This window comes from Agromyces sp. NPDC055658 (assembly GCF_053618155.1).
The window spans coordinates 74,344-99,110 of the sequence record NZ_JBSHHD010000005.1 but is presented as its reverse complement, the minus strand read 5'-3'; the positions used below and the strand labels follow the sequence as shown (position 1 = coordinate 99,110).

At 69.2% G+C, this 24,767-nt stretch carries 21 protein-coding genes; 12 read left to right on the top strand and 9 right to left on the bottom strand.

Going from position 1 to position 24,767, the window contains the following annotated elements; genetic code table 11:
* Positions 1-3: 3 nt before the first annotated feature.
* The 8 genes from ACWGPE_RS04250 to ACWGPE_RS04215 are packed head-to-tail and all read left to right on the top strand — an operon-like array spanning position 4 to position 9,418.
* Positions 4-1,782 (top strand): ABC transporter ATP-binding protein, encoded by a 1,779-nt coding sequence (locus ACWGPE_RS04250; RefSeq protein WP_231431594.1) that lies wholly within the window; start codon positions 4-6, stop codon positions 1,780-1,782.
* Positions 1,779-2,984 carry a glycosyltransferase gene (locus ACWGPE_RS04245; RefSeq protein ID WP_452048206.1) on the top strand — a complete coding sequence of 402 codons (1,206 nt, stop codon included), beginning with the start codon at positions 1,779-1,781 and terminating at the stop codon, positions 2,982-2,984. Before ACWGPE_RS04250 ends, ACWGPE_RS04245 begins: the two co-directional genes overlap by 4 nt.
* The gene (locus ACWGPE_RS04240) at positions 2,981-4,303 is read left to right on the top strand and encodes a glycosyltransferase (RefSeq protein WP_452048205.1); all 1,323 of its coding nucleotides are present in this window, start codon (positions 2,981-2,983) and stop codon (positions 4,301-4,303) included. Before ACWGPE_RS04245 ends, ACWGPE_RS04240 begins: the two co-directional genes overlap by 4 nt.
* Entirely contained in the window at positions 4,300-4,722 is a 423-nt protein-coding gene (locus tag ACWGPE_RS04235) for a hypothetical protein (RefSeq protein WP_231431591.1), read from the top strand. Before ACWGPE_RS04240 ends, ACWGPE_RS04235 begins: the two co-directional genes overlap by 4 nt.
* Positions 4,719-5,954, top strand: a complete 1,236-nt coding sequence (locus ACWGPE_RS04230; RefSeq protein WP_231431590.1) for a glycosyltransferase family protein — start codon at positions 4,719-4,721, stop codon at positions 5,952-5,954. Before ACWGPE_RS04235 ends, ACWGPE_RS04230 begins: the two co-directional genes overlap by 4 nt.
* On the top strand, positions 5,951-7,147 hold the full coding sequence (locus ACWGPE_RS04225) for a glycosyltransferase family protein (RefSeq protein WP_231431589.1): 1,197 nt from the start codon (positions 5,951-5,953) through the stop codon (positions 7,145-7,147). Before ACWGPE_RS04230 ends, ACWGPE_RS04225 begins: the two co-directional genes overlap by 4 nt.
* Positions 7,148-7,169: 22 nt before the next feature.
* Positions 7,170-8,552: a polysaccharide biosynthesis protein gene (locus ACWGPE_RS04220; RefSeq protein ID WP_231431588.1), complete on the top strand. Its 1,383-nt coding sequence runs from the start codon at positions 7,170-7,172 to the stop codon at positions 8,550-8,552.
* Positions 8,549-9,418 carry an NAD-dependent epimerase/dehydratase family protein gene (locus ACWGPE_RS04215; RefSeq protein ID WP_452048204.1) on the top strand — a complete coding sequence of 290 codons (870 nt, stop codon included), beginning with the start codon at positions 8,549-8,551 and terminating at the stop codon, positions 9,416-9,418. The genes ACWGPE_RS04220 and ACWGPE_RS04215 overlap by 4 nt, the downstream gene beginning before the upstream one ends.
* Here the strand turns inward: ACWGPE_RS04215 and ACWGPE_RS04210 are convergent.
* Both ACWGPE_RS04210 and ACWGPE_RS04205 read right to left on the bottom strand, forming a co-directional pair.
* Positions 9,415-9,843: a hypothetical protein gene (locus tag ACWGPE_RS04210; protein ID WP_231431586.1), complete on the bottom strand. Its 429-nt coding sequence runs from the start codon at positions 9,841-9,843 to the stop codon at positions 9,415-9,417. The genes ACWGPE_RS04215 and ACWGPE_RS04210 overlap by 4 nt on opposite strands.
* A complete protein-coding gene (locus ACWGPE_RS04205) occupies positions 9,840-11,201 on the bottom strand; it encodes a glycosyltransferase (RefSeq protein WP_452048203.1) in 1,362 nt (453 codons plus the stop codon). Before ACWGPE_RS04205 ends, ACWGPE_RS04210 begins: the two co-directional genes overlap by 4 nt.
* A 106-nt stretch (positions 11,202-11,307) precedes the next feature.
* On the opposite strand from ACWGPE_RS04205, the gene ACWGPE_RS04200 reads away from it, so the two are divergent.
* Positions 11,308-12,609 carry a nucleotide sugar dehydrogenase gene (locus tag ACWGPE_RS04200; RefSeq protein ID WP_452048202.1) on the top strand — a complete coding sequence of 434 codons (1,302 nt, stop codon included), beginning with the start codon at positions 11,308-11,310 and terminating at the stop codon, positions 12,607-12,609.
* Positions 12,606-13,757: a UDP-galactopyranose mutase gene (glf, locus tag ACWGPE_RS04195; RefSeq protein ID WP_231431583.1), complete on the top strand. Its 1,152-nt coding sequence runs from the start codon at positions 12,606-12,608 to the stop codon at positions 13,755-13,757. Before ACWGPE_RS04200 ends, glf begins: the two co-directional genes overlap by 4 nt.
* A 59-nt stretch (positions 13,758-13,816) precedes the next feature.
* On the opposite strand, the gene ACWGPE_RS04190 is transcribed toward glf, so the two are convergent.
* Positions 13,817-15,739 (bottom strand): glycosyltransferase, encoded by a 1,923-nt coding sequence (locus tag ACWGPE_RS04190; RefSeq protein WP_231431582.1) that lies wholly within the window; start codon positions 15,737-15,739, stop codon positions 13,817-13,819.
* Between the two features lie 49 nt (positions 15,740-15,788).
* Positions 15,789-17,018: a lipopolysaccharide biosynthesis protein gene (locus tag ACWGPE_RS04185; protein ID WP_452048201.1), complete on the bottom strand. Its 1,230-nt coding sequence runs from the start codon at positions 17,016-17,018 to the stop codon at positions 15,789-15,791.
* Between the two features lie 186 nt (positions 17,019-17,204).
* Here ACWGPE_RS04185 and ACWGPE_RS04180 point away from each other — a divergent pair, with 186 nt between their 5' ends.
* A complete protein-coding gene (locus tag ACWGPE_RS04180) occupies positions 17,205-18,794 on the top strand; it encodes a methyltransferase domain-containing protein (protein WP_231431580.1) in 1,590 nt (529 codons plus the stop codon).
* A complete protein-coding gene (locus tag ACWGPE_RS04175) occupies positions 18,791-19,000 on the top strand; it encodes a hypothetical protein (protein ID WP_231431579.1) in 210 nt (69 codons plus the stop codon). The genes ACWGPE_RS04180 and ACWGPE_RS04175 overlap by 4 nt, the downstream gene beginning before the upstream one ends.
* A 60-nt stretch (positions 19,001-19,060) precedes the next feature.
* Here the strand turns inward: ACWGPE_RS04175 and ACWGPE_RS04170 are convergent, their stop codons facing one another.
* Genes ACWGPE_RS04170 through ACWGPE_RS04150 form a run of 5 tightly spaced genes read right to left on the bottom strand, consistent with a single transcriptional unit; the run spans position 19,061 to position 24,765 of the window.
* Entirely contained in the window at positions 19,061-20,455 is a 1,395-nt protein-coding gene (locus ACWGPE_RS04170) for an SDR family NAD(P)-dependent oxidoreductase (protein WP_452048200.1), read from the bottom strand.
* On the bottom strand, positions 20,452-21,201 hold the full coding sequence (locus ACWGPE_RS04165) for an ABC transporter ATP-binding protein (protein WP_231431577.1): 750 nt from the start codon (positions 21,199-21,201) through the stop codon (positions 20,452-20,454). The genes ACWGPE_RS04170 and ACWGPE_RS04165 overlap by 4 nt, the downstream gene beginning before the upstream one ends.
* A complete protein-coding gene (locus tag ACWGPE_RS04160; RefSeq protein ID WP_231431576.1) occupies positions 21,185-22,054 on the bottom strand; it encodes an ABC transporter permease in 870 nt (289 codons plus the stop codon). The genes ACWGPE_RS04165 and ACWGPE_RS04160 overlap by 17 nt, the downstream gene beginning before the upstream one ends.
* A 57-nt stretch (positions 22,055-22,111) precedes the next feature.
* Positions 22,112-23,368, bottom strand: a complete 1,257-nt coding sequence (locus tag ACWGPE_RS04155) for an O-antigen ligase family protein (RefSeq protein ID WP_231431575.1) — start codon at positions 23,366-23,368, stop codon at positions 22,112-22,114.
* Positions 23,365-24,765, bottom strand: a complete 1,401-nt coding sequence (locus ACWGPE_RS04150; RefSeq protein ID WP_452048199.1) for an O-antigen ligase family protein — start codon at positions 24,763-24,765, stop codon at positions 23,365-23,367. Before ACWGPE_RS04150 ends, ACWGPE_RS04155 begins: the two co-directional genes overlap by 4 nt.
* Positions 24,766-24,767 lie beyond the last annotated feature (2 nt).

The following is a 24,767-nucleotide window of genomic DNA, read 5'->3' as shown; positions in this document are numbered from 1 at the left end:
ACCATGAAGCAGATCGCTCGCACGCTTCGGCGGCTCCTGCCGTTCCTGCCGCACTCGGCCCGGCGGTTCCTCCTCGTGTTCTCACTGGTATCCGCGGGGCTCGCCGTCGTCGACGTCGTGGCGTTGATGCTGCTCGCCCTGACGCTCGCCGCGGTGATCGCCGGTGGTCCGTTGTCGCTGCCCGTCATCGGCGCGATCGACGAAGCCCAGGTGCTGTGGCTGGTCCTCATCCTCGCCCTGGTCGTCATCGGCAAGTCGGCGGCCAACGTCTGGCTCCAGTGGATCGCCACGCGGCGGTTCGCCTCCTACGAGCTCGCGATCGGCCAGCAGCTCTTCGGCGCATACATTCGCGCGTCCTGGACGGACCGACTGTCGCGCAACAGCGCGCAGATCGTCGCCATGACCGACAGCGGCATCGCCAACGTCGTGGCCGGCTTCCTGCTGCCGCTCACGACGCTGCTGGGCCTCCTGGTGACCTCCGTCGGCGTGGTCGGCGTCATCGTGTTCGCGCAGCCGGCGACGGCGCTCGTGACGGTCGTCTACCTGGGCGGCATCGCCATGCTGCAGTACGTCGTGCTGAGCGGCAAGACGCGACAGGCGGGCAGGGTCGCTCGCGATTCGTCGTTGCGCGTCGCGGCGCTGATCTCGGGGATGGTCGCGTCCCTGAAGGAGATCACCCTGCGGGACAAGGCGGACGAGGTCAGCGAGGTCATCCGGAGGAATCGCGCCCAGACCGCGCAGGCGCGCGCGAACGCGAGCTTCCTCTCGACGGTCCCGCGGTTCATCTTCGATGCGGCGATCATCGGCGGCTTCCTCATCGTCGGCGGAGTCGCGTTCCTCTTCGGGGGACGGGAGGAGGCCATCGCCGCGATCGCGCTCTTCGGCATCGCCGGATTCCGGCTCGTTCCATCACTCACCGGCTTCCAAGCGGTCATCACCCGGACCATGACGTCCGTCCCGTACGTCGATGCGGTGGTCGCCGACATCGAGGCGTCGACGAAGTTCCTCGCCGATCGTGAGGTGCTCGGCAAGGCGCCGCTGCCGGGCCAGCCCCGAGTGCTCGAACTGACGGACGTCGCGTTCACCTTCCCCGGCAGCGACATCCCGGCGGTGCGCGAGGTCGACCTGCGTGTTCCGATGGGATCGACGATCGGCATCGCGGGTGCCTCGGGCGCAGGCAAGTCGACCCTCATCGACCTGCTGCTCGGCCTGCTGACGCCGACCGGTGGACAGATCCGCATCGACGGGCTGCCGCTCGAGGACGTGATGGATGCCTGGCGCAAGCACGTCGCGTTCGTCCCGCAGGAGGTGACGCTCTTCGACGGCACGATCGCGCAGAACATCGCCCTGACGTGGGGTGACGACGTCGACCTGGCCCGAGCCGAGCAGGCCGCCCGCCGTGCTCAGTTGTGGAGCGTGATCGAGCAGCGTGCGGACGGCCTGAATGCGCGCGTCGGCGAGCGTGGGCTCACGCTCTCCGGCGGCCAGCGCCAGCGCCTCGGCATCGCCCGTGCGCTCTACACCGATCCGCTCGTCCTCGTCCTCGACGAGGCGACGAGCGCGCTCGACACGAAGACGGAATCCGACGTCGCCTCGGCGATCCGGGAGTTGCGCGGCGACGTCACCGTGATCGCCGTCGCGCACCGCCTCAGCACGATCCGCGATTCCGATGTCGTCCTGTTCATGAAGGACGGAACGGTGGCGGCGCAGGGCGATTTCGCGACGGTCGTGGCGCAGAGTCCTGAGTTCGCGGCGCAGGCGAAGTTGGCCGGGCTCGCATGACCGGCGTCCTGACGGGCATCAAGCGGAAGGCCGGGATCGCGTACCGACTCGTCGTCGGACGGCTGCCCGATCGGGTCTCGCGCTGGCTCCGGCCGCCGTCGCGCCGGTTCTCGCCCGCGGACGTCCCGCCGCCGGTGACCGCACCCTCCGGCGAAGCCCGCCTCTACGTCGCCCCCGCGAACTTCGCCGCCCAGGGCTACCGCTGGGCACGCTCGGCCGAGCGTTTGCCGGGTGTCGGCGCCGTCAACATGCAGTACCGCACACGCGGCGACTTCGGATTCCCGGCCGACTACTCCGTTCCCGAGATGGTGTTCACCTCGTCGGGGGACTGGGGGCGGCGGCAGCGGGACGCCGTGGCGGAGCGGTTCACGCATGTGCTCATCGAGGCGGAGCGGCACCTCTTCGGCCTCGCTTTCCAGGGGTTCGTGGAACGAGAGGCGATCTGGCTGCGCGACCGCGGGCTCGCGGTCGGCCTCGCGAGCCTCGGAACGGACCTGCGCCTGCCCAGCCGCCACGCCCAGGTCGACAAGTGGTCGCCGTTCCGGGACGCGGATCAGGATTGGATCCGAGCGCTCGAGGCGCGCGCGCTCAAGAACCGGCAGCTCTTCGCCCGGCTCGACGCGCCCTCCTTCGTCGCGACGCCCGAACTCCTGCTCGACTGGCCGGCGGCGTCGTGGCTTCCGATCGTGGTCGATCCGGCCGAGTGGAAGGCGGAACGCGAAGCGCTGTCCGGCGGAACGCCAGTGGTCCTGCACGCTCCGACGAACCCGGCGGTGAAGGGCACCGCGCTCATCGAGCCGATCGTGAATCGCCTGTCCGACGAGAAGGTCGTCGACTACCAGCGGATCGTCAAGGTCCCCGCGAACGAGATGCCGGGTCGCTACTCGGACGCCGACATCGTCCTCGACCAGTTCACCCTCGGCATCTACGCGACGACGTCGATCGAGGCGATGGCGGCGGGTCGACTGGTGATCGCGCATCTCCACGATCAGGTCCGGGACCACATCCAGCAGGTGAGCGGACGCGAGGTGCCGGTGGTCGAGGCGACACCCGACACCCTTGAAGAGGTGCTCCGTGACGTCGCCGAGCGTCCCGAGGCGTATCGGCCGATCGCGAACGCCGGTCCTGCCTTCGTCGAGGCCGTCCACAACGGGGAACTGTCGGCGCGCGTGCTCGCGCCGTTCCTGGGGCGGACACCATGAGCGGGCGCCACCTCCTGCTCACCGCATGGGCGTTCGCGCCGGCCAGAACCAGCGGTGTGTACCGTGCCATCGGACTCGCGAACGCCTTCGCGGCGCGCGGATGGGAGGTGACCGTCCTCACCGCTCCACGGAAGCTCTTCTCCGATGAGGGACTCATCGACGCGTCGCTGTCCGCCCAGGTCGGCGAACGGGTGCGCAGGGTCGAGGTGCCGTTCTCCTCCGGCCTGTACGCGAGCGACGTCGGCGACTGGACGCGCGCGCAGGCGCGATTCCCCGAACTCTGGGGTGCTGTGCGCGGACTTCCGTTCCCGGAGGCGGGCTTCGGCGGATGGCGTCGCGAGCTCGTGCGGGCCGCCGAGGAGATTCACCGCGCGCGACGCGTCGACGTCGCACTCGGCACGGCGAGCCCGTCCGTCGACTTCATCCCCGGCTGGCACCTGAAGCGCCGGCACGGGGTTCGGAACATCATGGATTACCGCGACGCCTGGACGATCGACGTCTTCACCGGCGGGCGGAATCCGCGCGCGACGCGACGTGCGGAGCGCTGGGAGTCCCGACTGATCGAGTCCGCGGACCAGATCTGGTTCGTGAACGAGCCGATTCGTGGTTGGCACGCCGCGAAGTACCCTCGGTCGAGCGAGCGGATGCGGGTGGTCCCCAACGGGTTCGACACCATCGACGGCGTCTCGCCCGCCGTTCCCCTCGTGTCCGCAGCCCCGGATCGTCCGCTGACGTTCGGCTACATCGGCACCATCAACCACGGCCAGTTCCCCGCCGAGGAACTCCTGGCGGGCTGGGTGCGGGCCCGCGAGCGCTCGCCCGAACTGGCGCGGGCGAGGCTCGTGCTTCGAGGCCACCTCGGGCGGACTGGGATCGCCGGCGAACATCTGGAGAGCTTCCTGCAGCGCGGTTCCGCGGTCGGCATCACCTACGAGGGGCCGGTGGCGAAGGCGCAGATCCCCGAGGTGTACGCAACCTTCGACGCGCTGGTGCTCGCCCTGGCGAGCGGGCCCGGGGTGACGAGCGGCAAGGTCTTCGAATTCGCGGCGACCGGCCTCCCCGTCGTCTCGGTGCACGATCCGTCGAGTGCGGCGTCGGCGGTCATGGCGGGTTCGCCTGCGTGGTCGCCGTCGGCCTCGATGGCCGCCGACGACATCGCCGATGCGCTCATCGCCGGCGCCGCGCAGGCACGCGCGCAGACCGACGGATCGAGGGCTGACGCGATCTCATGGGGAGCCCGTTGGGAGCGCGGGCATCAGCTCGAGGCCGCCGTCGACGGTGTCGATCGCTTGCTCCCGGTGAACGGTGGTGGCCGATGAACATCGTCGTGCTCGCGCCCAGCGGGCGCCATTCGGCCGAGGACCTCCCGGGGCTGACCGACGAGGACAGCGTGACCGTGGTCTGCTGGAGCGGCCCCGCCGTGCCGGAGACCGACGGGTGGGTGACCCTGCGGCAGTCGCACCGATCCGCCAGGCTGGTCGCGGCGCTCTCCCACACGTTGCCGGGACGGATGCTCGTGCGGGTCCTGCCGCTCGACGGCGGCGTTCGATTCTGGCGCGCTTCGGCTTCGGCTGCAGAGGTGGAGCGCCGGATCGGGGACGCGGACATGATCATCGCCGCCGAACGCGACGCCGGGTTCGCAGCATGGAAGTGGCTGCAGCGCGGCGAGCGCGGTGGTTCGACCACGGTCGCCGTGCGCGGGTACGCCGCGGCGCGGACCAGGATCGCACACCGGTGAGCGGTCTCGGCTCCGTCCTCGCCCCTCTGGCGCCGATGCTCGCTCGCCTCGTTCCCGAGCCGCTGCTGCTCCGGGTCCTTCCATCGGGGTTGCGCTGGGATCCGACCGGCCTGGCGGTCGCCGTCGCCCCGTCGTCACGGGTCGCCGTGTTCATCGGTCCGGCGAACTCCGCAGGGCAGGGGTTCCGGTGGGCCAACGCCATCCGGAACGACCTCGACGGGGCCGCGGCCGTCAGCCTCGCGACGATTCCGCGCGGGGCTCGGAACCCTGCGTTCCCGGTGGACGTCGCGGTGCCGTTGGCGGCCACCGTCTTCTCGCGGCGCTGGCAGCGCGCCCAGCGCCGCGAACTCGTCGAGGGGTTCTCGCACGCGCTGATCGAGTCCGGTCGGCACCCGTTCCGCGGCGCGCTCGGGGGATCGGCGGCGGACCCGCTCCGCGAGCTGTCGCGATCGGGCCTGTCCGTCGCGTTCCTCTGGCACGGGAGCGACATCCGGCTCCCGAGCGCGCATGCCCGGAGCGAACCCGACTCGCCGTTCGGGCGTTCCGGCTCCTATCCCGACGATCAGACCGCCAGGCTCGAACGCAACGCCGCGGCGAACCTCGAGGCGGTCGCCGAATCCGACTTCCCGGTCTTCGTGTCGACGCCGGGTCTCCTCGACGTCCCGCGGGCGGTCTGGCTCCCCGTCGTCGTCGACATCGACTCGTGGACCGCACCCGACGCGCCGCTCACCTCGGACCGCCCGGTCGTCGCCTACGCCCCGAGCAATCCGGCGATGAAGGGCGATCCCTCGATCGACGCCCGGCTTCAACGGTTGGATGCGCGTGGCGTCATCCGGTACCGCCGCCTCGAAGGCGTGCCCGCAACGGAGATGCCGGGGGTCTATCGGGCCGCGGACATCGTGCTCGACCAGTTCCGCCTGGGAGACTACGGCGTCGCTGCCTGCGAGGCCATGGCCGCCGGCCGCGTCGTCGTCGGTCACGTCTCCGACCGCGTGCGAACCGAGGTCCAGCGGGCGACCGGCCGGGAGCTGCCCATCGTCGAGTCGCGCATCGACGCGGTCGAGGAGACCGTGCTCGCCCTCCTCGACGATCGGGCGGGTGCGCGGGCGATGGCGGCCTCCGGGCGCGCCTTCGTCGAGGCGGTCCACGACGGGCGAGCGTCTGCGAGGACGCTGTCCGAGTTCCTCGGCACCTCCGCCGCATCCGAAGCCAGTGATCAGGAGCGACCATGACAGCATCCCGACCAGCCCGCATCCTCTGCATCTCCTTCTCGGACATCACCGCTGACGCGCGCGTGCTCCGGCAGCTCGACGTGCTGTCGCGCTACGGGCACGTCACGACGCTGTCCTACGGGCCACGTCCTGCCGCCGCGGACGATCACATCGAGATCGACAGCGCGCTGCCGTCGCTGCCCCAGACCCTCGGCGGCGTGCTGAAGCTGGGTCTCCGCCGCTATGCATCGGTCGAGCTCGATGCGCCCGCGGTGAAGGCGGCGCATCGGCTGCTCGCTGGCCGCGAGTTCGACGTCGTCGTCGCCAACGAGGCCCGCGCGCTTCCCCTGGCGTTCACCGTGGCGGGTTCGCCGAAGATCTGGTGCGACCTGCACGAGTGGGCCCCGGCCGAGCGCTCCCACGTGCTGTCGTGGCGACTCCTGGTCGCTCCGTTCATGGACTGGGTGTGCGCACGCTACCTTCCGCGGGTCGATGTCGCGACGTCCGTGGGTGCGGCCATCTGCTCGATGTACGAGGAGCGCTACGGCGTCACCACCGAGCTCGTGCGGAACGCCAGGCCGTTCGCCGACGGACTGGGGCCGTCGCCGATGGAGAACGACCGCATCCGGCTCGTGCACAGCGGAGGCGCGGTGCCGGGTCGCAACATCGAAGCGCTCATCGATGCGGTCGACGACCTGGGGGACGGCTACAGCCTCGATCTCTTCCTGATCGCAGCCCGGCAGGGCGATGCGTACTGGAAGAAGCTGCTCGCCAGGATCGAGGCGAGCCCCCGCACGACGTTGCACGAGCCCACGACTCCGAGCGGACTCCCCGCAGCGCTGAACCCCTACGACCTCGGGGTGTACCTGCTCCCGCCGCACACGCCGAATCACCGCCTCGCATTGCCGAACAAGCTCTTCGACTTCGTCCAGGCGCGGATCGGGGTCGTCTTCGGACCGGGGGACGAGACCAGTCGCGTCATCGACGACAACGGCATCGGAGCCGTGACCGCCGGTTACGAGGCCGACGACCTCACGGCGACCATCTCCGCCCTCTCGCGTGAGCAGATTGCGGCGTTCAAGCAGGCGGCGGATGCCGCGGCGGAACGATTGTCCTCCGATGCCGACATCGCCGTCGAGGAGCGGATCATGGCGCGCCTGACCGGGAGCCGGCCGCAGGACGTCGACGAGGGATCGGATAGGATCGGGGAGTGAACAGGTGGCTGGAACGAGCGCAATGAGCCGGGTATTGGTCGTCGGGTACGGCACCGCCGGCATCGGGATCGCCGACGATGCGAAGGCGCTCGGAGATGAGGTCGTCGGGTTCCTCGACGACGTGAAGCAGGACCCGCAGGTGCTCGGCCGCCTCTCGGATGTCAATCGTGTCGTCCGCGACCACGCCGTCGACTCGGTGTACTTCGCCATCCCGACGATCGATGCGGCCGGGCTGCGCGAGTTCCTCACGGGGCTGGAGCAGACCGGCCTCCAGTTGTCGATGCTGCCTCGGACCTACGACACGATCAGCCGTGAGACCGTCAGCGTCAGCGACCTGACCGACGTCGACGTCCTCCAACTGGTCGGGCGTCGGCCGGTCAAGCACGACATGCTGGACGCCCGACGGATGGTGGAGGGCCGCAGGGTCCTCGTGACCGGGGCGGCCGGCTCGATCGGGTCCCGGCTGGTGGAACACCTGCTCAACCTCGACGTCGCGACGGTCGTCGCCGTCGACTGGTGGGAGACCGGCCTGTTCCACCTCGCGAACCGACTCGACGACGAGCGGCTGGAGGTCGCCGTCGCGGACGTGAAGAACGTCCGTCGACTCGAGCGGATCTTCGACGCCGCGCGTCCCGAGCTCGTCTTCCACGCCGCGGCTTACAAGCACGTGCCGCTGATGGAGGAGAACCCGTCCGAGGCGATTGCGAACAACGCGCTCGGGGCGGAGAACGTCCTGCGCCAGGCGATCGCATCCGGGGCGAGTCATGCCGTCTATGTCTCGACCGACAAGGCGGTGCGACCGGCCAACGTCATGGGTGCCACGAAACGACTGGGTGAACTCCTCCTCGGCGACCTCGCGCGCGACTCGGGCGCGACGAAGCTGACGGCCGTGCGATTCGGGAACGTCCTCCAGAGCAACGGCAGCGTGATGGAGACGTTCCGACGACAGATCGAGCAGGGCGGACCGCTCACGGTCACCCATCCCGATGTCACGCGCTTCTTCATGACGATCGACGAAGCGGCCCATCTCATCATCCAGTCGGCCCTGCTGGGCGCGAACGGCGACATCTGCGTGCTCGACATGGGCGAGCCGGTGCGCGTCATGGATCTGGCCGAGAGTCTCGTGAAGGCGACGGCGCCGCACATCGACATCGAGGTCACCCAGCTCCGCCCGGGCGAAAAGCTCTACGAGGAACTCACGTACAACCCCGAACTCGCCACGAGCACGGCCAACAGCAAGGTGTTCATCCTCCAGGTGGAGGAGGAGATGGACGTGCCGGTGGCGGAGATCCGACGGACGCTCGATCGTGGGCGCGCGGGCGACCTCTCCGACGAGGACGCGCGAGCCGCGCTCGTGCAGATGGGGTTCAACATCGACCCGCGCCTGCCGCAGGCAGGGTCGTGACCGGAGGCATCCCCGAGCACACGATCCTCGTGACGGGCGGGCGGGGCCGTCTCGGTCGGCTGCTCGTCCGTGACCTGCGCGAACGCGGTTCCCGAGTGGTCTCGCTCGGCCGGACTCGACCCGACATGCACCACGACGACGAGATCGTCATCGACCTTCGGGATGCCGGGGCGGTGGCCGACCTCGCACGGCGAGTCGAGCCCGAGATCATCGTGCACCTCGCGTCCGTCCTGCACGGCGACGACCTGGTCGTGCAGAACCGGCTCATCGACTCCGCCGTCGTGGGTGCCGCGCGCGAAGCCCGCATCGGACGGGTCGTGCACGCGTCGTCAGGTGCCGTCTACGGGACGACCGCGACCGAGGCGCGTCGGGAGGACTCCGCACTCGCCGGTGACAGCCCGTACGCGACGTCGAAGATCGCGGGGGAGGAGCTGTTCCGCAGGCTCGCCGCGGATCGCCCCGAAGCGGCCGTGACGACCCTCCGGATCTTCAACATCGCCGGACCCTCGTTCCCAGACTCCCTGGTGTACAAGCTCGTGCACGCCACCCCGGCCGCACCGGCGACGGTCCTGGCCCCCGATCACTTCGTCCGTGACTACATCCATCAGGGCGACGTCGTCTCGGTGCTTCGAGCGGCCGCCGATGCCGAGCACTCAGGTCATCGCGTCATCAACGTGGGCGCGGGGGCGGCGGTCTCGACGCGGGTGCTGCTCGACCGGCTGCAGGTCGAGGACTCCCGGGTCATCGTGAAGGACGGCGGGCCGAGCACCAACTGGGCCGACGTCTCGCGCATGGTCGACGAGCTCGGAGTCGTGCCGAGCCGCATTCCGACCCTCGCGTGGGAATCGGCGACGCTCTCGGACTAGTCGCGCGCGGCGGCCAGGAGCGTCCGCGCGGGGGCGATGCCGTAGACGGCCTTCGCGTCGGCACCGGCCCAGCGTCGCACGCTCTTCCAGGCGGCGAGGATCCCGTCGCGCTCGAGTGCGACGATCAGGTCGGCGGCGGCGACGCGTGCGCGAAGCTCCCGGTGATGACGGGCCGCGCCTGAGAATCGCCGCCCGGGGTCGAGCGGGCTCAGTCGCAGCAGGTTGCGGCCGGCCGCGGAGCCGCCCAGGGCACGCTCGGCACTGCGCGTGAGGGACATCAGCGCCGGCTGCAGCACGATCGAGTGCACGTCGGCATCGGGCGCTGCCCGGGAGACCACGGTGATCCGGTCGCGCTCGGGGTCCGGCGCGAGCTGCCGAATCGCCGACGCCGTGGCGCCGGATGGGGCGAAGAGCACGATGTTCATCGGGGAACCCCCGCAGCGCGGCGATCCTCGACCATTGTGCGAAGCGATGCGATCTGGGGGCCGAGCTGCCGGTCGCGCTGGAACTGCGTCGCCCACTCGCGCGCGGCCCGGCGCTCCTCCGGGGTCTGGTCGAGCGCCGCGTGAGAGGCCGCGACCAGCGCGTCGGCGATGGTCTCCGGCTCGAGGTCGGCGACTGGGAACCAGGCGGGAGCATCGCGAAGCACGTCGCTCGCCGCGTTCCCGGGGTCGTGCACCGAGACGATGGGCAGCCCGGTGGCCGCGTACTCGTACACTTTGCCGCTGGTCACGTAGCGACCGGTGCCGAGGGCGAGCAGGAGCGCGTCGAAGCGCGCGTAGACGGCTCCGATCTCCTTCTTGGCGACTGCCCCGTGATAGCTGATGCCGTTCTCGGCGAAGGCGCCCATCTGTCGGGCGATCGCCTCGTTGGGGGTGCCGGCATGGTTCAGGTGGCCCCAGAGCTCGATGCGCGAGGCAGCGAGCAGCGGCGAGCGCGTCCGAGCCAGGCGCCACCCGTCGATGAGCCGATCGACCGGGACGGCCGCCGACATCGTACCGATGTAGCCGAAGACCAGACCCTGCTGGGAGGGTCGCCGGGTCGTCGTCTCGGGAGGCGCGTCGTAGCCGTTCGCGACGACTTGGAATCGGTCGGCCCGGGTCGGGTACAGGTCGGCGTGCCAGCGCAGGATCGGCTCGTTGACGAACCAGACGGCGTGGGCGTCCTCGACGAGCCTGCGCTCCCATTGCGCCACCGCGCTGCCCTCAGGCGACACGCGATCGCCGCTGAAGACGTCGAGCTGCCAGGCATCGCGGTAGTCCATCACGTAGGGCACGCCGAAGCGCTCGTGCAGGACGTGACCGGGAATGAAGTCGACATGCGGGTTCGCCGAGCCGAGGACGAGGTCGATCGGGTGACGCTCGTGGACCTCGACGGCCGCCGACTCAAGGGCGGGACGCCACCCGCCGTACGTCCGCTCGGGGAACGTGCGCTGTTCTCGACGCGCGTTGAGGACGTTCCACAGCTCGGGTGCCGCGGCACGCGATCGAGGCCATCGGCGCAGGTCGCTCTCGAACGCTGCAGCGTGGAACGGCACCCGAACGATGCTGATGGAAGGGTCGACGGTGCGCTCGAGGGATTCGTCGATACCCGTCGACATCGTGAAGGTCTCGCGCGGAGCCGTCAGCACCGTGACGTCCCAGCCGGCCGCGGCGAAGGCGTTCGCGGTGGCCCAGGCACGATAGACACCGCTGCCGCGGCAGGGGGGAAACCCCCATGCGACGTACAGGAGGTGCGGGCGGTGCTCGCCGGCGGAAGCGGGGGTCGGCGTCGGAGCACTCACGCTGCGGCGCCTCCCAACCGTCGATGTCCTGATGCAGTCTACCCGGTCGTCCGCCGGGGCTCGCCCGGTGCGGGCGTGCCCGATTCGTCGACCTAAGATGTTATCCATGCGTATCGCCGTCGTGGCCCTCGGAAAGATCGGCCTCCCTCTTGCTGTGCAGTTCGCCGATCAGGGCCACGAGGTCATCGGCGTCGATGTCAACCAGGCCGTCGTGGACCTCGTGAACTCGGGCACCGAGCCCTTCCCGGGCGAGGCCCACCTCCAGGAGAAGCTCGCCGAGCTCGTGCCCGCCGGGCGCCTGCGCGCGACGACCGACTACGCCGACGCCGTGCCGGGCGCCGACGCGGTCGTCATCGTGGTGCCGCTGTTCGTCGACGACGCGACCTGGGAGCCCGACTTCGGCTGGATGGACGCGGCGACGCGCTCCCTCGCCGAGCACCTCACCCCCGGAACGCTCGTCTCCTACGAGACGACGCTGCCGGTCGGCACCACCCGCGGCCGCTGGAAGCCGATGATCGAGGAGATCTCGGGCTTGGCCGAGGGCACCGACTTCCACCTCGTGTTCTCGCCCGAGCGCGTGCTCACGGGCCGGGTGTTCGAAGACCTGCGCAAGTACCCGAAGCTCGTCGGCGCGATGAGCCCCGAGGGCACCCGCCGTGCGGTCGAGTTCTACGAGGCCGTGCTCGAGTTCGACGAGCGCCCCGACCTCGCCCGAGCCAACGGCGTGTGGGACATGGGCTCGCCCGAGGCATCCGAGATGGCGAAGCTCGCCGAGACGACCTACCGCGACGTCAACATCGGGCTCGCGAACCAGTTCGCGCTCTACGCCGACGAGATCGGCGTCGACGTCTACGCGGTCATCGAGGCGTGCAACTCGCAGCCGTTCAGCCACATCCACCGCCCCGGCATCGCCGTCGGCGGGCACTGCATCCCGGTGTATCCGCGCCTCTACCTCTCGACCGACCGCGACGCCGAGATCGTGCGCACCGCGCGCCTGCTCAACGCCTCGATGCCCGAGCGGCTCGTCGGCCAGGCCGCGGGCGTGCTCGGCGACCTCACGGACCTCACCGCCGTCGTGCTCGGCGCCGCGTACCGCGGAGGTGTGAAGGAGACGGCGTTCTCCGGCGTCTTCGCGACCGTCGAGGCGCTCGAGGCCCGCGGGGCGAAGGTGCTCGTCCACGACCCGATGTACACCGACGACGAACTCGCCCGCTACGGATGGACGGCGTACCACCTCGGCGCGCCCGTCGATCTCGCGATCGTGCAGGCCGACCACGCCGACTACAAGACCCTCGCCGCGAGCGACCTGCCCGGCGTGCGGCTCGTCGTCGACGGCCGCAACGTCACAGCCGCCGACCGCTGGGTCGGCACGCCGCGGCTCGTGATCGGTGCGGGGGGCGCTCGATGACCGATCTCGTCGTCGTCGGGTCGGGGTTCTTCGGTCTCACCATCGCCGAGCGTGCGGCGAACGAGCTCGGCCTCACCGTGCAGGTCATCGACCGTCGCGACCACATCGGCGGCAACGCCTACAGCGAGGTCGACCCTGCGACCGGCATCGAGGTGCACCGCTACGGAGCGCACCTGTTCCACACTTCGAACGAGAAGGTGTGGGAGTACGTCAATCGCTTCACGACCTTCACGAACTACGTGCACAAGGTCTACACGAACCACAACGGCGTCGTGTTCCCGCTGCCGGTGAACCTCGGCACGATCAACCAGTTCTTCGGCGCCGCCTACTCGCCCGACGAGGCCCGGGCGCTCATCGCCTCGCAGGCCGACGAGTTCGACACCAAGCAGGCGGCGAACCTCGAAGAGAAGGCGATCTCGCTCATCGGGCGCCCGCTCTACGAGGCGTTCATCCGCGACTACACGGCGAAGCAGTGGCAGACCGACCCGACCGAGCTGCCGGCCGAGGTCATCAGCCGTCTCCCGGTGCGCTACAACTACGACAACCGCTACTTCAACGACACGCATGAGGGCCTGCCGGTCGACGGCTACACCGCATGGATCGAGCGGATGGCAGACCACCCGAAGATCGACGTCAGGCTCTCGACCGACTTCTTCGACGCGTCGCAGCCGTTCAACAAGGCGGCCGTCGTCGGCAACGTGCCCGTCGTCTACACCGGACCCGTCGACCGCTACTTCGACTCGTCGGCCGGGCACCTGAGCTGGCGCACCCTCGACTTCGAGCGCGAGGTCGTGCCGGTGGGCGACTTCCAGGGCACGTCGGTCATGAACTACGCGGATGCCTCGGTGCCGTTCACCCGCATCCACGAGTTCCGCCACTTCCATCCCGAGCGCGAGTATCCCTCCGACAAGACGATCATCATGCGCGAGTTCTCGCGTTTCGCGGAGCACGGCGACGAGCCGTACTACCCGGTGAACACCCCCGAAGACCGAGCGGCGCTGCTCGCCTATCGCGAGCTGCAGGACCATGAGCCCGACGTGTACTTCGGCGGGCGCCTGGGCACCTATCAGTACCTCGACATGCACATGGCGATCGGTTCGGCACTGAGCATGTTCCAGAACCGGCTCGTGGAGCGCTTCGCGCGCTGACATCGCAGACGAGAACGGCCCGGGGCGGATGCCTCGGGCCGTTCTCGTCGGGTCGGCGACTACTTCTTCGTCGTGAAGTGCGGCGCCCACGCCTCGGGCGAGGTGATCTCGGGCAGCGCAGCGCGATACTCGCGTGCGAGCTCGGGCCAGCGCTTGCGCAGCTCGCGGTGCAGGCGCCGGCTCTCGCGCAGCAGGCGCCGGAAGGTCTTCGGGTCGCGCGTGTACCGGACCTTGCCGGAACCATCCGCGGTCGACACGAGTGCGCTGTCGAAGTGGGGGAGCCGGAACCAGGTGCCGTCGCGCTTGGCGAGCTCGACCTGGGGTTCTGCGACGTTCTTCGGCGCGGGCCGGGTGAACCACTGGCGCACGGTCATCCTGACGGTGAACAGCACGAGCGCGACGCCGCGCGGTCCCTTCGGTCCTGCCGCGGTCTTCGGCACCGGGTAGACGCGTTTGCCCTCCACCGTCATCGGGATCTCGGACTCGTGCCGGAGCACGGTCTTCTCCGGGAAGTCGGCGGCCGCGGCGCGGAGTTCGCCGAGGATGGTCGCCATGCCGAGCTGCATGTGCACGGGCCCCGACAGGATGTCGCGGAGCGCGCGATGGCGCAGGGTCACGGGGTAGTACTGCATCGAGAGCAGGTGCTTGAGGTCCCACCGCTCGCTGTCGCGGGCGAGCAGCCCGCCGTTGGGGTAGGGGGAATGCAGCAGGCCGGCGACGATTCGGTTGCGGGCGTGGAAGTAGGCCTGCCAGTCGATCGAGTCGTCCTTGTCGAGCCATGACACGTGCCACAGTGCCATTCCGGGCAGGGTCACCGTCGGATAGCCGGCGTCGCGGGCGCGCAGGCAGTACTCGGCGTCGTCCCACTTGATGAAGGCCGGAAGCGAGAGCCCGACCGACCGGATGACCTCGGTCGGGATGAGGCAGAACCACCAGCCGTTGTAGTCGGCGTCCATGCGGGCGTGCATCCACCGCGTCTGCCGAAGGTTCGAGAACCGGAAGTCGTGCGGGACCTCGTCGTGCGGCTGGGCGTGCCAGACGAACGGCTTGAGGTCGACCGTCTCGGCGAAGGCGTGCAGCACCGGGCGGTTCAGCAGGTCGAACATGTGCCCGCCCACGACCACGGGGCGGGTCGTGTGCCGGGCGAACCGCACAGCGCGTGCGATGCTCTCGGGCTCGACCGTGACGTCGTCGTCGAGCAGGATGAGGAAGTCGCTCGTGTCAGCCTCGAGGGTCTCGGCCATCGACCGCGCGAACCCGCCGGAGCCGCCGAGGTTCGGTTGCTCGATCATGGTCAGCGTGTCACCGAGACGTTCGGCGACCTGGTCGAAGCCGGGTTCGTCGACGACGCGCTGGTTGCCCTGGTCGACGATGTAGATGCGGTCGATCACGTCGCGCGCCGTCTCGTCGCCGGCGAGGGCCTCGAGTGTGCTGACGCAGTAGTCGGGCTTGTTGAAGGTCGTGGTGCCGATGGAGGCGCCGCCCGAGCGCAGCTCGGAGGCATCCGTCTGCCAGCGGCCGTCTGCGACGACCACGTCGGCGTCGCCCGCCACGATGTCGAACCAGTACCAGCCACCGTCGCCGAAGGTCGTCACCGGCAGCTCGATCTCGTGGCGCACCGTGCCTGCGAACGGCTCGGAGGCGACGCGCTGCGGGACCCCCTGTGCGGTCGAGCGATAGACGAGCAGGGTGCCCTCGCCGCTCGTCTCGACCGAGAGGCGGATTCGCTCGACGTTCGTCCACTGCTGCCAGTACGAGGCGGGGAAGGCGTTGAAGTAGCTCGCGAACGAGACGCGTTCGCCGGAGGAGATGCGGAAGCGATCGCGCCCGAGCACGTCGTCGAGGTGCGCGCGGTCGCTCACCCGGACTTCGCGGTCGCCGACCTTCGCCCAGACGTCGGCGTCGACGTACAGCGAGATGACATCGGGGTCGGCGTCCTGTGGGAAGACGACGCGTTGGATCTCGTTCCAGGTTGCGCTCACGCTGCGGTGCTCCGTGTGTGTGGGGGTGGTATCGCGCCGCGGCGCGCGACTACGAGCCTACCGGTTCGGCCCGGCGAAGTCTGGGGGACAGGGTCACGAGCTGGACGCCGAGCACGCAGAGTTCGGCGACGGCGAGGCCCCACGCCACGCCCGGCGCGCCGATCCAGAGCAACAGCGGGTACATGAGGAGGGTGCCGACGATCGCACCGACGATCGTGCTCGTCGCGAGGGCCTTCGTGAGGCCGAACGCCGTGAGGCAGGCGAAGCCCGTGATCTGCGAGGCGAGGATCGCGGCGAGGTTCACGGCCATCGGGACGGCGAGATCGAACGGGATCGTCAGCGTGCCCCCGGAGAGCAGGTCGCCGATCCAGGGACCGGCGAGCGCATAGGCGAGGCCGCCGACCGCGCCGAGGCCGAGCGCGATGGCGGTGACCCGCCGGGCGCGCGCCGACTGCACGTCGGGAAGGGGGTTCGGCACCCAGCCCTGGGCGATCTGAACCACGGGGCGCGTGGAGTAGAGCGCGAGCCGGACGATGCGCTCGGCGAGTGCGTAGACGGCGGTCGCCTGAGGCAGGAAGAGGTCGATGAGCACGATCGGCACGTTGACGTAGATCGACGCCGTCGCGCTCATCGCAACGGGGCTCGCCTGGCCGGCCAGGTTGCGCACGGCGCGCACCGGGGAGAGTCCGAAGCGCCACCCCCGGTACCTCGCGAGGATGTTCCAGTTCGCGATGAGCGCGGACACGACGACGCCCGCGAGCTGCAGCGCGGCGAATGCGATGACGTCGCCGGTCGCGACGAGCACGAGCGCGCCGATGACGGTACCCGCGATGCGCGGCATGGTGTCGATGAGCAGGAAGCGCATCGGGCTCGCCTCGCCGACGTAGAACCATCCGGCGCCGAGCGCGACGAGCACGCCGCTCGCGACCGTGAGCGCCGCCAGCAGTGCGTCGCCGTCGACGATCGCGACGGCGATGACGATCGCGATCGGCACGATCACGAGGCAGAGCCACACCCGGCTGAGCAGGGAGTCGAAGTAGTACGCGCCGCGGTCGGCGTCGGGGCGGCTCGCGATCTCGGTCGGTCCGACGACGCCCCATCCGTACACCGCGAAGACGGACGCGAAACCCGCGACGGCCTGCGCGACCGCGATCGTCGCCCACGAATCGGCGCCCGCTGCGACGATGATCGCCGGGATGACCGCGAGACTCACGACGCCGCTGATCGCCACCGAAAGGCCGTATCCGCCGGCGTATCGCAGCGCGGTCTTCGTCTTCACGCGCGCGACCTCCTTCGCGATCGGGTTCGGGCAGTCGGCGCCCGGGGGTGTCGTGCGCGTTCCCGGCTATTCTCCCCCAGAAACGGGGACGTGAGGAACGGACCGCGGATGGGTGGATCGCACGCGTTCGCATAGACTCGGGACATCCCCTGGCCAATTGTCCGCCGACCCGAAGGAAGCGTGTTCGTGACTCTCTTCCGACGCGGTGCCCGGCGCGCATCGCTCAGAGTCGGGCGTCGGGGCCTCGTCGTGCGGTTCGACTCACCCGCGATCGGCCGCACGGTCGACGTCGAGATCAACGGCCGGAAGCTGTGGACCACGCTGGTGCCCGAGGCGGGCGGCCGGGCCGCGCACGTCCGCTGGCCCACGGTGCTGCACAGCCACCTCGACGGAGCGGGTACCGTCGTGCTGCGTGATCAGCGCAACGGTCTCGCGCTCGCGGAGGGCCGTTTTTCGTGGCCGGCGAAGCCCGGGGCGGTGGGCCTCGCCGAGCTCGTCGCCGCCGGGCAGATCATCGACAAGTGGGGCAAGCTCACCGACGCCCCCTCAGATGCATTGCATCGCCGGCTCATGGAGTCGATGCAGACCGTGCTCGACGACCTCGACGAACTGGGCTATACCGCGGCGATCACCGGTGGCACGCTGCTCGGAGCGATCCGCGAAGGCCGCATCCTCGCGCACGACGACGACATCGACCTGCTCGTCTACCTCGGTGAGGTGGCTCCGCCTGACGTCTCGATCGCGTCGTACGCGCTCGAGCGCCGCATTCGCGACCGGGGCCATGAGGTCGTCCGGCACAGCGACGCGCACCTGCAGGTGATGTTCGCGGGCGAGGAGTCCGGCGGCGCCGCAGGGCAGGTCAACCCGCTCGGATCGACGGTGCACGTCGACCTCTTCCTCGGCTTCCACGATCAGGGCGTCTACAACCAGCCGATCGCCGTGCGTGGAACCTTCGCGCCGGCGTCGCTGCTGCCGCTCGGCGAGGTGACGCTCGAGGGCGTGGCCGTGCCGTCAGTCGCCGACGGCGACGCCTGGCTCGCACTCTGCTACGGCACCGGATGGCGCACGCCCGACCCGTCGTTCCGCTTCCGCACCCCGTCGTCGACACGGCGGCGTTTCGAGAACTGGTTCGGCGTCTACGACCTCAATCGAGACTTCTGGGAGCGTCACATCAGGCTCGGGCGTTCGCGCCACTGGCACGGCGACGTCGAGCGGCTGCTCGCGGCGACGAGTCCCGGTGACCGGATCATCGACCTCGGCTGCGGCGACGGCGAACTCGCCGCGTCGCTCGCTGCCGCAGGCCGCCGGGTCGTCGCCGTCGACTACGCGCGTGCGGCACTCGCAGCGGCGTCGTCGCGCACCGGGCTCAGCGTGCAGCGCCTCAACCTCGCCGACCGGCGCGCGGTGCTCGACTTCATCGCCGACGAGCTCGCCGTCGGCGGCACTCGGCATTTCCTGCTCTCGAACGTGCTGCACACGCTCACTCGCGATGCTCGAGCGAACACGTTCCTGATGCTTCGAGCCCTCATCGATGCGGGCTCGGTCGTACTCGCCTCGTTCTCGGTGAACGCATCGTTCGTCTACGATCACGATCGCCCCGACACGTGGCACCTGCCGCTGAAATGGCTCCGCGACGAGGCATCCGCCTTCGGGCTCGATTGCGCCGTCGAGAGCCGGCAGATGCGCAAGACGGCCGCCGGACCGCGCACGGTCGCCACGGTCAGGCTCTACAGTACGAAGGTGGCCGCGTCAGCGGCCCGGGAGGAGGCACGGTGAACCGGTTCGAGGCGGCACTGCGCAAGCTGAAGCGCCGAGGCCCGGCCGTTCCCGAGTCGGCCGAGGTCGCTCGGTTGCAGGGCGAGATCGACGCGCTGCGCGCCGAGATCGACGAACTGCGGGTCGATTCGCGCCGCATCGCCGAGCTCTACGACCTTGTCTTCGAGCGCCTGCGCGAGCATGGCGAGCGGCAACCCAAGGGCTGACGCTTCTCGTATCGAGCAGCGCCGACGCCCAGCGGCGACGCGTATCGCGACTCCGCGACCTCAGCGCTTGGCCGAGGCGACCTGCACGTCGACGACCTGGCCCGTGAGGTCCGAGTCGAGCAGGCGCAGCGACACCGCCGCCACGTGCTCTGGGTCGAGCAGCGTGTGGGTCGGCTCCTCGCCGAACGCCTTCGTGCGCATCGGCGTGCGGGTGCGCTGCGGGTTGAGGCAGTTCACGCGCACCCCCGACTCGGCCCATTCGTCGGCGAGTGCCTGCGTGAGGTTCACGACACCCGCCTTCGTCGCGGAGTACATGCTGTAGCCGGCTCGGCCGCGTGTGTACGAGCTCGACGTGAAGAGCAGCAGCTGGCCCCTCGACGCCTCGAGGTACGGATACGCCTCCTGGGCGATCTTCGCCGGGGCGAGCAGGTTCGTCTCGAGCGTGTTGCGAAGCCGCTTCTTCGAGGTGTCGGTGAGGTTCGCGATCGAGAGCACACCCGCCGTGATCACGACATAGTCGATCGGGCCGTCGGCGGCTGCGGCCTTCAGCGCACGACGCACCTGCTTGCGCGAGGTGACATCGGTGCCGGTGGCCGACCGGCTGAACGAGTGCACGCGCGCTCCGGCGGCCTTCGCCTGCTCGGCGATGCTCGCACCGATCCCGTAGCTGCCGCCGAAGACGACGACCGACTTGCCGGAGAGATCGAGCGAGTCGGTGCCGTCGGCCGTGTGCGACGTGAGCGAGGTGGTCTGCAGCTGGAAGATCTTGTCGGCGATGTGGATGTCGAGCGGCTCGGTGATCTTCATGTTCTCGGCGGTGCCTGCGACGACCTTGATCGGCACGTCGGGCAGGTACTTGAAGATCACACCGCAGTCGTCGGTCGCGGCGAAGTCGGGGTCGCCCGCGGCGAGCTCGTACGCCCTCCGGATCGTCGAGAGCCGGAACGCCTGCGGGGTCTGACCGCGGCGCAGGCGCGAACGCGCCGGGATGCCCGTGATGATCGACCCCTCGTCGACCTCGATGATCGTGTCGGCCGAGGGGATGGCGGTGTCGACGGCGTCGTACTCGTCGAGCGCCGTGACGCAGTCTTCGATGATGCGCTCGTCGACGAACGGGCGCACCGCGTCGTGGAACAGGACCTTCGCGTCGCCGTCGTCCGGCAGCGCCGCGAGCGCGAGCTTGGTGGTGTCGTTGCGCGTCTCGCCGCCGGGCAGCACTGCGGTGAGTTTCGTGAACCGCGGGTCGGTCTTGAGGTGGTCGAGCTCGTGGAGGGAGCCCGCGTTCATCATGACGAGCACCTCGTCGATGAGCGGGCTGGCTTCGAGCGCTTCGAGGGTGTGCTCGACGATCGCTTTGCCCGCAATGCGGATGAGCTGCTTCGGCATGCCGAGACCGACGCGAACGCCGATGCCGCCGGCGAGGATGATCGCGATGGTCGAGGAGGACGGGGTCATCGGGTGGAAGCCTTCAGCGTCGTGATCGCGTCGCCGATAGCCCCGTCGAAGACCACTTCGCCTCGCCGGAGCACGATGCCCCTGCTGCAGAGGTCGGACACCATCCCGAGGTCATGGCTCACGATGAAGAGCGTCTTGCCGGCCGCGACGATCTCACGGATCTTCGTCTTGCACTTCTCACGGAACGGGGCATCGCCGACGGCGAGCACTTCGTCGACGAGGAGGATGTCGAGCTCGGTGTGAATGGCGACCGAGAATGCGAGTCGCACGAACATGCCCGAGGAGTAGTGCTTCACCTCAGTGTCGATGAACTCACCGATCTCGCTGAACTCCACGATCTCGTCGAAGCGAGCATCGATCTCGTCTTTCGACATACCCAGGATTGCGGCGTTCAGGTAGACGTTCTCGCGCCCGGAGAGGTCGGGGTGGAAGCCCGCGCCGACCTCGATGAGACCCGCGACGCGTCCGCGGGTCAGGACTCGACCGGCGTCGGGGCGCAAGACGCCGGAGACGAGCTTGAGCAGGGTCGACTTTCCGGAGCCGTTGTAGCCGAGCAACGCGATCGCCTCGGAATCGCCGACCGTGATGTCGATTCCGTTGAGCGCCTGGAACGACGTCGAGGTCCGCTTGCGCTTGAGCCAGGCGACGAAGGTCTCCTTGAATGACTGCGTGTGGCGGAGGGTATAGGTCTTCCGAACGCCCTCGACGATGATCCGAGGCGGTTCGAGTTCAGAGGTCTTGGGCAAAGCGACCCTCCAGCTTTCGGAATACGAACTGGCCGATGAGCAGCATGACGAGAGCGACGACGACCGAGATCCCGGCGAAGAACCAGAGATGCTCGGGTCGTTCGGCGGTCTCACTCGTCGTGGGGAACCAGAACGCCGAGTGGAAGAGTTCCACCGCCGAGGTGAGCGGATTGAGCATGTACAGGTCGAACAGCCAGGTCGGCAGCTTGTCTCGCACCATCGTGAACGAGTAGAGCACCGGGGAGGTCCAGGTCGCGAACATGAGGATGAGGTCGACGAGGTTCTGCGAATCACGGTACGAGACGTTGATGGAGCCGAAGAACAAGCCGAGCCCGGTCGCGATGAGGAGCACGATGAAGATGGCGAGCAACGCCCCTGCGAGCTGCACGAAGGTCGGCACCCAGCCGAAGACCAGGCACACCACGATGAGGATGCTGAGCTGCGGAAGGAAATGCACGAAGGCGATGAAGACGTCCGCGATGGGGAAGAGTTCGCGTGGAAGGTAGATCTTCTTGACGAGCGCCTTGTTGTTGACGATCGACTTCGTCGCATTGCCGAAGGCCTCGTTGAACAGGTTGACGACCACGATCCCCGAGAACAGGTAGATCGGGAACGCCTCGATACCTCGCGAGAGGTTGAGGAAGACTCCCATCACGACGTAGTAGATGAAGAACTGCGCCGTCGGCTTGACGTACGACCAGGCCCAGCCCAGGACGGAGCCGTGGTACCGCGTCAGGATGCCCTTGCGCACCAGCAGCCGCAGCAGGTATCCGTAGCTGAACACGTCGAGGATCCCACGTCCGGATCCGGGTACGGAGAACGCCGAGAGGTCGACGGGTTCGGTCTTGGACATCTCGACGATTCTATTCGCCTCGCGCCCGCGAGAATGCCGAGCGTTCGCAGGAGCCGCTCAGCTTCGCTTGAGCGCGTCGCGCCAGCTCATGTCGCGGGCGGCCTTGACCGCGCAGATCACGACGAGCATCCAGCCGCCCTCGTAGAGCGCGAAGCTCTCGGCGGCGCTCGTCACCGCGATCGCGACGAGCACGAGCGCCGGCCACAGGTAGACGACGCTGCGACGGTTCGAGGCCAGCAGCCACGAGCGCACGAGCGCGACGCCGATGAGTGCGGCGAATGCGAGGGCGCCGATGACGCCGACCTGGAAGTAGGCGTCGAAGTAGGCGTTGAGCGCGGATTCGTGCGCCCGGCCGACACCGGCTTCGAGCCAGGTGTACGGCGGAGCATCGGGCCACTTGCCGACCCAGCCCCAGCCCTGCAGCGGGTTCAGGCTCAGGTAGCGCGAGAGCTCGCGCCAGAGGTCGAGCCGCACGTCGAACTCGGCGCGTGCGTCGAGCAGCTCGATGATCCGGATTCGCAGGATCCAGCCGGTGACGAGCGCCGCGGCGACGAGTACGAGCAGTCCGAGTTGCCAGCGCCACCGGTTCTGTTCGGGCACGCGGCGGAGACCGTAGAGTGCGGCGAGGGCGACGAGGGCCGCACCGAGCGCGATCCAGGTGGTCGGCGAGCCCGCGAACACGACGCACAGCGCCGCGAGCGCGATCGAGAAGATCGTGCGGGTGCGCGTCACGATATGCGTGCGCCACTCGACGATGAAGGTGATGAGCGCGATGAGCGCCACGAACCCGAGCAGGTTGCGCGACCCGAAGATTCCCTGGATCGGGCCCAGCGCGGCGATGTTCCCCTCGACGCCCAGGAACTGGATGGGCTGATCGACGAGGATGCCGGAGAACACCTCGAGCGCGAGCGAGACGCCGAGCAGCAGCCGGAAGGTGTCGCCGAACGCACGAACGATCTGGATCGTGTCGCGCATGAGCGCGATGTAGATACCGAGTACCGCGTACGCGACGAGGTAGGCGACCCGCACGGCGGAGGCGAGCGGAGTGTTGCTCCAGAGCACCGAGGCTGCGCTCCAGCCGACGAACACGAGGATCGTGAGCGGCAGGATGCCGTACCACTCGATCGCCCGCCATCGCGTCACGAGCGAGGCCGCGCAGAGCATCAGCAACCCGCCGAGTGCTGCGAGGAGCCCGGGCCAGCCGATGAGCGAGCGTACCGCGTGCGTGGAGAACGCGAGCCCGATCGCGATCAGCGCGAGTGCCTGGGCGAACCGTGCCGATCCCACGAACTCGCGAACCGCGCCCCAGCTCAAGCGTCGTCCTTCGACGAGTGGTTCGAGGGGGAGCGGAGCGACGTCTCGAAACCCATTCCACCCGGCAGCCTTCGCCGGTCGGTCCCGGCCACGAGGGGCTCCGGCTTCCACTGCCGCTGCTTCGTCGCCCAGGCGATCGCGATGAGCAGCGCCCATCCGCTCTCGACGAGCAATCGGCTCTCCGCGAGGCTCTGCCCGATGAGTGCGACGATCAGGAGCAACGGCAGCAGGGCAGCGGCAGAATACGGGACCGCCCGCCCCGAGGCGTCCATCGGTCGGTCGACGGCGAGGAACCACGACCGCCAGAGCGCGCCGATGACGACGGCGGCGAACGCGAGCAGCCCGACGACGCCGATCTGCATCCAGACGTCGAGCCAGGCGTTGTGCGCCTGCAGGTACACGACGCCCTTGCGCACGGCGAGGCCGTCGAACGGCTCGACGAACGGGTTCCAGTAGCCGACCCAGCCCCACCCGAACCACGGCCGTTCGGTGATCATGCCGATCACCGAACTCCAGATGTCGAGCCGGCCGGTGAGGTCGTCGCCTTTGCCGAACACATCGAGCAGGCGCCCCCAGAACACCACGAGCAGCGAGACGGAGGCCACCAGTGCGCCGCCGGCCGCCCAGTAGACGCCGCGTCGACGATCGGGCCCGACGCGTCGCGCCCAGAGCGAGAACGCGAGGGCGACCGCCACGACGACCGCGACGAGGATCACGGTCGCCGACCGGGTCAGCGCGAATGCCGTGCCCGCGACGACGAGCCAGAAGATGCCGCTCGCGCGGCGCATGGCGCCGGAGGCGAGCATCGTCCCGAACACGATGATCGCGAGCAGGGAAGCCATCGCCAGCAGGTTGCGGCTCGCGACCACGCCTTCAATCGGGCCGCCGTCGAAGAGCAGCGCACGCGACCAGTAGAACGCCATCGGCAGCTTCTCGGCACTCGCATCGAAGTCGGGGAAGTTCGGCAGCAGCGGCTCGCGCACGAACGCCGCGACCCAGAACTCGAAGAGCAGCGACAGCGCGAGCACCCACTTGAGCGCGGCGGACAGCGCGTGGACGAGGCGCGGCCAGCTGAGGCACAGGGCGATCGCGACGCCGACGAACGTCGTGACGAGCGTGAGTGCGATGCCCAGCGCCGAGGCGCCGGGGTAGAACGACCACGCGATCGAGAGCGTCGCGACGACGAGGAAGACCAGGGTCGATTTCGGTACGCGCCGCCACTTCCACGTCGGCTTCGTGGTGACGACGAGCCAGATGGCGCCGACGACGACGAGCGCGGCGACGATGCCGAAGCCCCACCACCCGAGCAGATTGCGCCAGAACTGGCCCGCGAGCAGCGTGAAGAGCGCGAACGTCGCATACGCGCCGATGAGCGCGTTGCGCCGTGGGGACTCCATGC